The sequence below is a fragment of the Methylocaldum marinum genome (genome assembly GCF_003584645.1).
Classification (GTDB): Bacteria; Pseudomonadota; Gammaproteobacteria; order Methylococcales; family Methylococcaceae; genus Methylocaldum; species Methylocaldum marinum.
Window position 1 is genome coordinate 2,212,828 of sequence record NZ_AP017928.1, and the last position, 12,041, is coordinate 2,224,868.

Sequence of the window (12,041 nt, forward strand, 5' to 3'; positions counted from 1 at the left end):
AGGCCCGACATGGCATTCCACACAAGCCTGTTCCCTCGATGGCGCGGAATCTTTGCGGTACTGTTGCTGAGCATCTGCCAGATCGCGTCCGCCAAACGGGTGGAGGAGTCGTCGTACCGCTACCCCTACAAAAACCCTTATCTCGCCACCGCCACCGTCGCCATCCTCAAAGACCGGGAACAGCGCTATGTCTGGGAGGAAACCCAGCATTTGGACCTGACGCTGATTCCGGGCCGGAACGATGTTCCGCTGCTCGAAGGAAAAGGAAAACTGCGGGTCCGCTATTCGCCGCATCCGGGACCCGCGCCGCTGGTGTTTCTCCTGCCGGGATTCGGCGGTTCCGCCTATTCGGGCGCCGCCCGTTATCTCGCGCAGCTGCTCACCGACCATGGATTTCAGGTGCTGTCGCTGCCCTCCCCGTTTCACTGGAACTTCGCGTTGGCGGCCAGCCGCTCAGCCTTGCCGGGCCTCACCGAAAAAGACAGCGAGGACGTGTACCGCGCCATGCAAGCCGCTCTGAACGCCGTGCGCGAGCGGTTTCATCCGGAAATCACCCGAATCGGCCTGATCGGTCTGAGCCACGGCGCATTGACGGCGGCTTTCGTGCGCAAGCTCGACTCCGAAAGAAAGGAAATCGGCCTCGACGCCACGCTGATGATCAACCCTCCCATCGATCTGCTCGGGGCGATCCGCACGATAGAGCAGTTGGCGGATCTGGAACGGCGCTACACGAAACAGCAAAGATCGAACATCCAGTCCTACGCCATCGGCACCGGCAGTGCCGCCCTCGGCCGGGACATCGAGGATCCCGCTTATTTCGCGGATTGGGACCGGCGCCTCGAACTGAGTGACGAACAAATCCGCTATCTGATCGGATGGACTTTGCGTCAGCCGGTGGGAAGCTCGCTCTACGTCAGTTCCCTGGTCCACCCGTCGATGGGATTTCTCCGTGCCCCGATAACCCCGGATTATCGCAGCGCGCGGCTGGAAGAGGCGAGATCCTATAGCCTCATGGCTTATCTACAACGGGTCCTAGTGCCACAGCTGGAACGTACCGGCAAACGGAAGCTCCGCTTCGAGGAACTGATCAAAGCGTCCTCCCTGAAAAGCGTCGCGCCGGCCCTGAGCGGCGATCCGACGGTTTATCTCATGCATAACGCGGATGACTTCCTGGTGTCCGAAGTGGACCTGGCATTCGCCGAAAGGATTTTCGGAGAGCGCGCCATTATCTATCCCCGCGGCGGCCATCTCGGCAACCTCTGGTATACGCAGAACCGTCGGGACATACTGACGATGCTGAAACCGCTGCTGGGCCAGCATACCGACGAGAGACGAACCGCGAAGGGCCCTTCCACCGCCGCCGCGCCTTAGAAGTGTTTTCATCTCGCTCGTATGGCAATACAAGCTTGGCGGAAGTGGTTGCGCCTTCGGTTCGGGTGGATCGATTCAAAGCGTTGTAGATACCGCTCTGGAAATCAAGACGCAAGCCGTGGGCCGAGCGGAAGCATGTCGCGAAGGGATTCACAACCTACAGCGGCACAGTCGCAGGCCGGTAATCCCGTACCGACGTAAGCGGTTGGTCAACCCGCGGCGTCGGAAAGGCGTTCGCGACCTACTCGGGAACGCCGGTACAGTTGGTATGAAAACACTTTAGTCCGCATAGCATAGGCCCGCCGACCGCTTGCCTCTCGTTCGGATACCTACATCGTCACCGCAGTCCCCGGAACCGCCGCCCGTGCCAATGTCATGCGAAACGGCGGAACGCTGTCCTCTTCGACCGCCGCACCGGAAAAACGGAATGTCACCATTGACATGACTCCCAAATGCCATAGTCTCCCTTTTGACCCGACACCTTTCGGCGTTTACAGGACAGGGATTTTCCTGAACGAATCCGACAAGCAACGACTAATAATTAATAACCAATAAAGAGAAATCCCTCATGAAAATACTCGCCGTCCATCCCAGCCCTTTGATGTACACCAAGGTCTTTCTCCGTCTCGAGCCCTTAGGTTTGGAGATGGTGGCGGAATCGGTACGCCGCCTGGGGCACTCGGTCCGTCTGATCGATCTTCAGGTGGAGACCCATCGGGACTTCTATCGCATGCTGGAAACCTGGCGGCCGGACGTCGTGGCCTTCGCCCTCAATTATCTGGCCAACGTCCCGGAAGTGATCGATCTCGCCAAGGACGCCAAGGACCGGCTGCCCGACAGCTTCGTTTGCATCGGCGGGCACAGCGCCTCGTTCACGGCCAAGGATCTGCTCCAGCACGGCGAGGGCAAGATCGATTGCGTACTGCGCGGCGAGGGCGAGGCCGGATTTCCGAAGCTCCTGGAGGCGATCGAGCACGACCGCGATTCCGTGCATAAGGTGCCGGGAGCGGTCACCGCCGACGGCGAAGGTCCGCCGCCGGGCTTCGTCGCCGACCTCGACGAGGTCAGCCCGGCGCGGGATCTGGTCCGGCATCGCCGAAAATATTTCCTCGGCACGCTCGATCCCTGCGCCTCGATTGAATTCACCCGCGGCTGCCCCTGGGACTGCTCCTTTTGCAGCGCCTGGACCTTCTACGGCCGCAGCTACCGCGTCATGAGCCCCGAGAAAATCGTCGAGGACCTGAGCCGCGTCCGGGAACCCGGCGTCTTCATCGTCGACGACGTGGCTTTCATCCAGGACAAGCACGGCTTCGAAATCGGCGAAGCCGTCGCCCGCCGCGGAATCAAGAAGGAGTATTACCTCGAGACCCGGGGCGACGTGCTGCTCCGCAACAAGGACGTGTTCCGGTTCTGGAAAACATTGGGCATGGAGTACATGTTTCTCGGCGTCGAGGCCATCGACGAGGCCGGTCTCGCTCTTTATCGAAAAAGGGTGAGCCTGTCCAAGAACTTTGAGGCGCTGGAATTCGCCCGCTCCCTGGGGATCACCGTCGCCATCAACATCATCGCCGACCCCGACTGGGACCGGGACCGCTTCGAAACCATCCGCCAGTGGTGTCTGGAGATCCCCGAGATCGTCAACATCAGCGTCAACACGCCCTACCCCGGCACCGAAACCTGGCACACCGAATCCCGAAAGCTGACCACCCGCGACTACCGTTTGTTCGACATTCAGCACGCCGTTCTGCCCACCCGGCTGCCGCTGCCCGAGTTCTACGCGGAACTGGTGAAAACCCAGCAGGTGCTCAATCTGAAACACATGGGCTGGGAATCCCTCAAAGGCGCGGCCGGCATCGTCTTCCGCCGTCTGCTGCGGGGCCAGACCAACTTCCTGAAGAGCCTGTGGAAATTCAACAGCGTCTTCAACCCGGAACTGCAACTGGCGGACCACCGGCGTCCGGTCAAATACGAGATGTCCCTGCCGCCCGAGCGCAGCGAGCAGAAATTCAAGCCGCAAACCCTTTACGTGCACGAGATCCGCGAACGCAAGCCGCGCGCGCTGGACGAAGCGACCGAGCGCTTCGTCGACGAGAGCCGGACGGGCGCCTTAGCCGAGTCCTGATGCGGTTCGTCGGCAATCCTTTGCCGACGAACCTTTCTACACCAGACCGAAAAATGCTCTTGCAGTCGCCATAGCCATGGCAGAAGAGATCGGCCAACGGCGAGCATCCGCAAAACCGGAGCCCGCATTAGAGGTCACATCGCCCGTCTCAGATGCAATGGTCTCGCATACGAGAACGAATCCATCACCCGGCCCGGGTTCAACCGGTTGCGCGGGTCCCAGATCGCCTTGAATTCGCAGAATGCTTGAACCAACGCGTCGCCGTACAATTTGGGCAAAAGGTCCGCTTGTGCCGGTTCGTCGGCCTGTTCGGTGGACAGTGAACCGTTGTAACGTACGACAAGATCCGTCTTTTCGTCGACGAACGCCCTCCAACGCCGGATGCGTTCGCGCGCGATGCAGTCGATCCGATAGTGGATACAGCCCTCGCCGAAATGGCCGTACAAAGAACAGCCATAGCCGTATTTATCGAGCAACGCCCGGTATTCCCTCAAATACGGACCGACATCCTGAGGATGCACGGCCGCATCCTCCCGGATCGGCCGGGCCATCCGCAATCCCGCCCCATGGGTGGTCGCCGCGAGTCCGGCCTCCCGGAACTTTCGAATCAGGGCTTCGTCGCTGGGATCGTCCAGCAGCTTCATGGACGGAACCCCTGGTTTGCAGCGCAGTTCGTCCATGAGTTGGCGCGCTCTGCCGGCGGTTTCTTCCCGCGTTTCGCCTCCGAACTCCAGGATCAGCCAACCGCGCCCCGCCGGCGCCAGTTGCAATTCCTCCGAGCGCATTTGTTCGGCCTTCATGGACCTGACGAGCGAGTCGTCGATGCCTTCGAGGCCGATGGGTTTGAACGCCGTGACTTCGGCAATGTGGTCGGCAGCCCGGAAAATGTCCGGATAACCCAGTACCAGCAGTGTGCGCACGGGTGGGCTCGGCACTAGGCGTAGTTCCGCGTGCAGAACGATGGCACAGGTCCCGCCGCTACCGACCAGCGCGCGAGCGACGTTGAAGCCGTTTTCGGGCAGCAGCTGATCGATCGCATAGCCGGAAACCCGCCGGGGAACCTTGGGAATCCGGGCGCGTATGGTATCGGCGTATTTGTCGCGCAGGGCTTTGAGGGCCGCATAGATTTCCCCGCGCCGGCCGCCGCCGCCGATGATGAGTTCCAAATCCTTTTCGGAGGTCGGACCGACGGTCATGCGTAAGCCGTCGTATGTGAGGATATCCAGGCTATGCACGTTCTCGGCGGTGCATCCGGCCATGAACGCGTGCCCCCCGCGTGCGCCGTTGTCGATCATCCCGCCCAGCGTGCCCTGATCGTATCCCGACAGGCCCGAGCCGAAAGTCAAACCGTACGCCTCGGCCCGGCTCCGAAGAACATCCGGACTACAGCCCGGCTCCACCAAGGCCCGCTCCCGGTCCGGGTCTATGGAATGAATACCGCGGAGAAATTGGGACATATCGATGATCACGCCGGATTCGCAGCAGTGTCCCGTCCAGGCCGGTCCTCCCGGATGCGGCATAATGGGCGCATCGTGCTTGCGGCAGACCGCCACGGCCTCGACCACGTCGCTGATATTCCGCGGAATGACCACACCCATCGGCTCCTGCCGATAAGGGACCGGATCCGCGGCACAAAGCTCCCGGCTGTGCCGATCGATCCGCACTTCGCCGCGGATCCGTCTACGAATGGCTACGGCCAGGGCCTCCGCCGGCATAGCGTTTAGAATGGAATGCACCATCGGACCTCCATGTCTGATAGACGTGCAGTGATCTGTTGACAGAAATCCTCGCAGCGGCTTTCCTTGCCGCTCCCGGTCACAAAAACCCGAACGTGGGCTCGGTTGACCGGTATTTACCCGGTGGTACCGGGACTCCTTCGTCATCGCCGCGACGGCGAGCGCCGCGACTCGTGGCCCGAAACCGCGCCATTCCCTTTGGTCATCCGGACTGCAGGCCACCGTCGCGAACTCCATCCCTGGAGTTCTCCCTTCAGGAAGCTCTGAATAAGCCCTCTCCCGCTGGGTGAGGGCCTGTTGGATCAATCAGTTGCACAGGTCGCGTCTCCCAATTGGAGACTTAATCAGAGCTTCCTTTAGGGCCTCCCCACGACGGTTCTAAAGCGAACCGAAGCAAGGCCGGCGCAAAGCGCACCCCGCAGCCGCGGATTCCCGGGCAAGGCGTTCGACGCGATTTCCTTTCGGCCGGCTCGATTCTAAACCTTTCGCGCGCGAAGACACCATTCGGCAGACTACCGGGAACAATCCGTCGCTGCCCGAGTCACTTCCGTAAGGCATAGAGGAACGCCCTCCCTTTCGGCAATGCAAATTGTCAAACTGCCGGCGAGGAGGACGGTGGGCAACGCGTTGGGAACGGCAAGGAGGCGCGATGTTTTTCGATAGTTGGATGAGCCTGGTGAGAACCGGTGTCGTCGGTTTATGCGCCTACGTTCTGCTGGTACTGCTATTACGGATTTCCGGCAAACGCACTCTGACCAAGCTCAACGCGTTCGACCTGGTGGTAACGGTCGCGCTGGGTTCGACCCTGGCGACCGTGTTGTTGTCCAAGAACGTAACTCTGGCCGACGGGGTACTCGCATTTGCCCTGCTCATCTTTCTCCAGTGGGCCGTGACCTGGCTGTCGGCCCGCTCGCGCAAAGTAAGCCGGCTGGTCAAAGCGGAACCGCAGCTGGTGTTCCACCGGGGCCGATTCCTGTCCGCTGCGCTTAAGGCGGAACGCATCACCGAGGGAGAAATCCTGCAGGCTCTGCGTACCCAGGGAATTGCCTCTACCGAGCAGGTGGGCGCCGTGGTCCTGGAAACCGACGGCAGCTTCAGCGTCCTGCAAAATATCGACGCCGGCGGGATATCGACCCTGACGGGGGTCAGCGGCAGCGAAGGCGACACCTCGAGCTAGCCCGAATTTCCCGGCGCATCGCCGCCAGGCGGGATTTGAGCCGATGGTATCCGCGTCGTCCTGCCGAGCCTTGCCGGGCCGGGCGGCATGGATAAATGCACGCGGCGTTGCTCGATAACCATAAAGGCCAACGGAAAGCAGGCAAAATGGACGAAATAATTCGCCTGGTAGGTCCAAGCCGGGCCGTGGAAATCTTCGGAATCCGGCTGGTCGGCATCAATGCCGAGAACGGCAAAAAGCTCCTGATGACCGTTCTCCTGATCGCCATGATCTTCCTGTTGCGGTGGGCGATCCGGCAGGGCTCGAAATTCCTCTTCCGCCGCCGCCCCGACGAGCAGACCGAGTTCTGGGCGCGCCAAACGATCCAGCTCATTACCGCCTTTCTGTTGCTGTTGGGACTCGCCTCCATCTGGTTCAACGACCCGGCCCGGCTCGCAACCGCTTTAGGCCTCGTGACGGCAGGTCTCGCCTTCGCCCTGCAGCGGGTGGTCACCGCGGCAGCGGGCTATTTCGTGATCCTGCGGGGCAAGACGTTCCACGTGGGCGACCGCATCGTCATGGGCGGCGTGCGCGGCGATGTGGTAGCCTTGGGCTTCATGCAGACGACGATCATGGAAATGGGCCAGCCGCCCTCGGTGCAAGCCGCCGATCCGGCCATGTGGGTACGAAGCCGGGAATATACCGGCCGTCTGGTTACGGTCAGCAACGCCAGGATTTTCGACGAGCCGGTCTACAACTACACCCGCGACTTCCCCTATATTTGGGAAGAACTGAGCCTCCCCATTCCCTACCGGGCCGACCGCGAACGCGCCGAGCGAATCGTCATGGAGGCTGCCCTGCGCCATACGATCACGACCAATATGCTGGGGCAGGAGGCCTTGGAAGAGATGCAGCGGCGCTATTTCCTGAAACCGACCGAGATCGGGCCAAGGGTCTATTACCGCCTGACCGACAACTGGCTGGAACTCACCGTGCGCTTCATCGTTCGCGACCGCGGCATTCGCGAAGCCAAGAACGCCCTGAGCCGGGACATCCTCCAGGGCTTCGAACAGGCCGGCATCGAACTTGCCTCGGCAACCTTCGAGATCGTGGGAGTTCCGCCGCTTCGGATCGAGAAAGAGTCGCGAATTCAGCCTGCCGGCGCGTCCGATCATACGTAATCTCCGCTAACGACAGACGCGTCGTTTTCGTCTAATTTGAGGCGTAGCCCGCCTCAATCGTTTATCGGCCGCTTTGGATGGGAAGCATGAAGCGCCTTGCATTGTTGAGCTCGGCCGCGGCAGCGGCATCGTCGGCGGTACTTCCCGCATTCGGCCAGGAGTGGGGCGCGAGACCGCTGCATCGCCCCGGAGCCGCGCAATTGCTGGAAGTGCCCGTCTCCGGCAATCCGATCGTCCCGCGGCGCGAACCGCCAATCGAGAATCCATACGCAAACGATGCAGGCGCCGTCGTGCAGGGCAGAAAGCTGTTCGACAGCCTGAATTGCAGCGGTTGCCATGCTCCCTTGGGCGGAGGCGGCATGGGTCCGCCTTTGAGCGATCGCGACTGGATCTATGGTGGAGAACCCGCTGAGATCTATCTCAGCATCGCGCAAGGCCGTCCCAACGGCATGCCGGCCTGGAGCCGGGCCTTGCCGCCGCAGTCCATTTGGCAACTGGTGACCTATATCCGAACGCTCGGCGGAGCGCCCGCAGCGGACGCCGGCTCGACGGAAAAGCCGGCCCATCCCGGTTCGGGTCGTGGACGCGGCTCCCAACGATGAAGGCGACGGTACTCAAGCACCTCCTCGCGCTCGCGATCTGCCTGGCCGGCGATGCCGGCGCAGCGCCTTCCGTGGCGCAGCTCGAACGTGAGGGTTACCAGGTGTTTATCGAGCGTTGCGGCGTCTGTCATGCCGTCCGCGGAACCGATGCCTATGGCATTTTGGGTCCCGACCTGACCCATCTGATGAGCCGGCGCTACATCGGCGCGGGGTTGCTCCCGAATACGGTGGGCAATCTCGGGGGCTGGATCGCGGACGCGCAGACCCACAAGCCGGGCTGCTTCATGCCGACCATGGACCTCACCGGTCCGGAATTGCAGGCGGTGCTTGCCTACCTTCAAACCCTGCGCTGAAGCGGTGGAAGTACGACCGAATACCCATTCGTCGGCAAAGGATTGCCGACCTACGTTTGATGATGCACCGAGGTAGGTCGGGAATCCTTCCCCGACACAGCGCCGGTTTTCCGGCAAAGGATGGTTGACCTACAGCTGGAGGAGAGACCGGATGATCCGATCGATGCTGTGTTTGCTGATTTCTGCCGCCTGTTCGGGATGGCTGGCGAATGTCCCGGCTTCGGACGAGGTCGTCCGCCTTTCTCAAGACGACGGCCAATGGGTGATGGCCGCCAAGAATTACGCCAACACCCGCTTCAGCGGCCTGGATCAGATCAACGCCGGCAACGTCAAACAGCTCCGCGTCGCCTGGGTGTTTTCGACCGGGGTGCTCAACGGCCACGAGGCGGCGCCGTTGGTCGTGAAGGATACGATGTACCTCGTCACCCCCTGGCCCAATCTTCTCTACGCCTTGGACTTGAATCAGGCCGGCGCGATCAAATGGGTGTACAAGCCGAACCCCAGCCGCGCCGCGCGGGGCGTGGCCTGCTGCGACGTCGTGAACCGCGGGGCGGCCTACGCCGAGGGAAAAATCTTCTTCAACACGCTGGACAATCATACCGTGGCGGTCGATGCGGCCACGGGCAAGGAAGCGTGGAAAACCAAGCTGGGCGAAATCGCCATGGGCGAAACCATGACCATGGCCCCCATCGTGGTGAAGAACAAGGTTTTGGTCGGCAACAGCGGCGGCGAGATGGGCGTGCGCGGCTGGATCACCGCGCTCGATACCCGTAACGGCCGGATCCTCTGGCGGGCGTACAGCACGGGGCCGGATAAGGACGTGTTGATCGGACCGGATTTCAAGCCGCCTTACGTAACCGGCGAGAACCTGGGGGCGACCACCTGGCCCTCCGAGACGGCCTGGCAAATCGGCGGCGGAACGGTCTGGGGCTGGATTTCCTACGACCCGGAAGCCGATCTGATCTATTACGGCACCTCCAACGCCGGCCCTTGGAACGCCGTGCAGCGCCCCGGCGACAACAAATGGACATCTTCTGTGTTCGCCCGCGATCCCGACACCGGCATGGCGCGCTGGGCCTACCAGTGGAATCCGCACGATCTTTATGACTACGACGGCATCAACGAGAACGTGCTGCTCGACCTGAATATCGGCGGCCAGGACCGCAAGGTTCTGGTCCATGCCGACCGCAACGGCTACCTGTATGTGATGGACCGTCTGACCGGCGAAATCATTTCCGCCGAGCCGTTCGTCCATACCAACACGGTCAAGGGTGTCGACCTGAAGACCGGCATCCCGGATCTGGCGACCGGAAAGGAACCGCAACTCGGCAAGTTCGTGAAAGATATCTGCCCCGCCCCGCCGGGCGGCAAGGACTGGCAGCCCATGGCTTATTCGCCGCGCACGGGCTTTCTTTACGTGCCCCACAACAACCTCTGTTTCGACATGAAAACCATGGAAGTGGGCTATATCGCCGGCACGCCCTATGTCGGAGCCGAAGTCGCGATGAAACCGGGACCGGGAGGCAACCGCGGGCTCTTTACCGCCTGGGACCCGGTGCAGAACAAGAAAATGTGGGCGATCGAAGAGCCGTTTCCGGCCTGGAGCGGAGCCCTGGCCACGGCGGGCGACGTGGTGTTCTACGGAACCATGGACCGCTGGTTCAAGGCGGTGGACGCCAAGACCGGCCGGGAATTATGGAAGTTCCGGACCGGCTCGGGCGTGATCGGCCAGCCCGTGACTTACCGGGGCCCCGACGGCAAGCAATATGTGGCGGTGCTGGCCGGCGTCGGCGGCTGGGCCGGGGCGGTGGTCTCGGGACACTTGGACCCCGAGATCCCGTACGGCGCACTGGGCTTCGTCGGGGCGATGCGGGACTTGCCCAAGGTCACCGGCGAAGGCGGCACCTTGTACGTCTTCGCGCTGCCGGAGGAACAGCCATGATCGGAGGTTTGCGCCGGATCGCATTGTGTTTGTCGCTGAGCATCGCCGCGAGCGCCTATGCCGCTGAAGGGACGAAAGTCCTGAGGGTTTGCGCCGATCCCAACAACCTGCCCTTCTCCAACCGGCATGGCGAAGGCTTCGAAAATCGCCTGGCGGAGATCATGGCCCGCGAGCTCGGCCGCAAGCTGGAGTACACCTGGTGGGCCCAGCGCCGTGGCTTCTTTCGGAACACGCTGATCGCCGGGCGCTGCGACCTGGTCATGGGCGTGCCTAGCGGATTCGAAATGACCCTGACGACCCGACCGTACTACCGCTCCAGCTACGCCCTGGTATACCGCAAGAACGCCGGCTACGCGCCGCGTTCGCTCGACGATCCGCGACTTCGGACGCTCAGGATCGGTCTGCACTTCATCGGCGACGACTACAGCAACCCGCCCCCGGCCGAAGCCCTGGCCCGGCGCGGCATCATCCGGAACGTGGTCGGCTACAGCATTTACGGCGACTACCGGAAACCCAATCCGCCGGCACGCCTGATCGAGGCGGTCGCCCGAGGCGACATCGATGTCGCCATCGCCTGGGGACCCTTGGCCGGTTACTTCGCCAAGCGCCAGCCGGTCAAGCTGGCCGTCGTCCCGCTGCCGACGCCCGACGAAGCGCGAGCGCAGCCCTTCGAATTTTCCATCGCGATGGGCGTGCGGAAAGGCGACGAACCGCTGCGGGCCGCGCTCGACGAGGCGCTGGCACGGAAGCGCGGCCAGATCGACAGGTTATTGAAGCAATACGGCGTGCCGCTCGTCGAACCGCAGTAGCCGCCGTGTCGAAGACTGAAATCGATTGGAGTTCTTCTCGTTACGGAACTCGTCGTCGCAGATTTCCATGCGCTGCCTGGCCAACAAGGGACCGGTGTCCTCGATTCGAGAGGGAACCCCTTCGGCGTCGGTCACAATACCTTGTCCTCCTTCATCTTGGCGATCAGCGCTTCAGCCAACTCCCGCGTCACTTTGGTGACATCCTTCGGGTCGATCGACTCGCTGATTCCCGACCACACCGCTTGTTCGCGCTTGATGTCCCAGAGCGTCGACTCGATGGTCATAACATCATACGCGTGGATTTCCGGCGCGGCCGCCCAGGTCGCCCCGTACCAGCCGTAAAATCCCGGACCGGGTCCGACGTAGCCGGGGCTGACGTCCACCTTGCGTTGCACCCGGAGAACCCGGGTGACCAACACCGAATCGGCGCCGGTTTTTGCAACCGCCTGCTTGATTCTCTCTTTCGGCAGCGGGCCTTCTTCCGGCAACAGCGAATAACTCGCCGAGGCTTCGGTTCCGGATACGCGCAGCGCCTGTACGAAACCGTCCTCGAACAGGCGTCGGTTCGCATCGCTGCGGCTGACCCCGATGACCAGGACCTTGCGAAACGGTGCACCGCTAAACCGCGGGTCCTTCCAGGAATCCTTGAGGTGTGTCGTCGCGCAGGCGGCCACCAGCGCCGCTACAAGCCACAGCAGACTCAAACCTAGCCTTGGATTCAGACGATTTCTTGCCGGTCTCGTTCCTATTTCGACCATCCCTGTACTCC

At 62.0% G+C, this 12,041-nt stretch carries 10 protein-coding genes; 8 read left to right on the plus strand and 2 right to left on the minus strand.

The features are described 5' to 3' along the window. The first annotated feature begins 9 nt into the window (after nt 1-9). Nucleotides 10-1,371 (plus strand): alpha/beta hydrolase family protein, encoded by a 1,362-nt coding sequence (locus tag sS8_RS09505; RefSeq protein WP_145986476.1) that lies wholly within the window; start codon nt 10-12, stop codon nt 1,369-1,371. Nucleotides 1,372-1,939: 568 nt separating this feature from the next. Continuing rightward, nucleotides 1,940-3,493 carry a hopanoid C-3 methylase HpnR gene (gene hpnR / locus sS8_RS09510; RefSeq protein WP_119629444.1) on the plus strand — a complete coding sequence of 518 codons (1,554 nt, stop codon included), beginning with the start codon at nt 1,940-1,942 and terminating at the stop codon, nt 3,491-3,493. A gap of 134 nt (nt 3,494-3,627) precedes the next feature. On the opposite strand, the gene sS8_RS09515 is transcribed toward hpnR, so the two are convergent. After that, nucleotides 3,628-5,232, minus strand: coding sequence for an FAD-binding oxidoreductase (locus tag sS8_RS09515; RefSeq protein WP_170161021.1), 1,605 nt, complete (start codon nt 5,230-5,232; stop codon nt 3,628-3,630). Between the two features lie 646 nt (nt 5,233-5,878). Between sS8_RS09515 and sS8_RS09520 the strand changes: the two genes are divergently transcribed. The 6 genes from sS8_RS09520 (at nt 5,879) to sS8_RS09545 (ending at nt 11,272) form a co-directional block, all read left to right on the plus strand. Beyond that, nucleotides 5,879-6,406 (plus strand): DUF421 domain-containing protein, encoded by a 528-nt coding sequence (locus sS8_RS09520; RefSeq protein ID WP_119629446.1) that lies wholly within the window; start codon nt 5,879-5,881, stop codon nt 6,404-6,406. A gap of 146 nt (nt 6,407-6,552) precedes the next feature. Continuing rightward, complete coding sequence (locus sS8_RS09525) at nt 6,553-7,566, plus strand: mechanosensitive ion channel family protein (protein WP_119632687.1); 1,014 nt, start codon at nt 6,553-6,555, stop codon at nt 7,564-7,566. An 86-nt stretch (nt 7,567-7,652) separates the two neighbouring features. Further along, entirely contained in the window at nt 7,653-8,168 is a 516-nt protein-coding gene (locus tag sS8_RS09530) for a c-type cytochrome (RefSeq protein ID WP_197716725.1), read from the plus strand. Further along, nucleotides 8,165-8,521 (plus strand): c-type cytochrome, encoded by a 357-nt coding sequence (locus sS8_RS09535; RefSeq protein WP_119629448.1) that lies wholly within the window; start codon nt 8,165-8,167, stop codon nt 8,519-8,521. The genes sS8_RS09530 and sS8_RS09535 overlap by 4 nt, the downstream gene beginning before the upstream one ends. Before the next feature lie 151 nt (nt 8,522-8,672). Next, nucleotides 8,673-10,463 carry a methanol/ethanol family PQQ-dependent dehydrogenase gene (locus sS8_RS09540; RefSeq protein WP_119632688.1) on the plus strand — a complete coding sequence of 597 codons (1,791 nt, stop codon included), beginning with the start codon at nt 8,673-8,675 and terminating at the stop codon, nt 10,461-10,463. Beyond that, on the plus strand, nt 10,460-11,272 hold the full coding sequence (locus sS8_RS09545; protein WP_119629449.1) for a substrate-binding domain-containing protein: 813 nt from the start codon (nt 10,460-10,462) through the stop codon (nt 11,270-11,272). Before sS8_RS09540 ends, sS8_RS09545 begins: the two co-directional genes overlap by 4 nt. A gap of 131 nt (nt 11,273-11,403) precedes the next feature. Here sS8_RS09545 and sS8_RS09550 read toward each other — a convergent pair whose 3' ends face one another. Continuing rightward, complete coding sequence (locus sS8_RS09550) at nt 11,404-12,030, minus strand: DUF4136 domain-containing protein (RefSeq protein ID WP_145986477.1); 627 nt, start codon at nt 12,028-12,030, stop codon at nt 11,404-11,406. Nucleotides 12,031-12,041 lie beyond the last annotated feature (11 nt).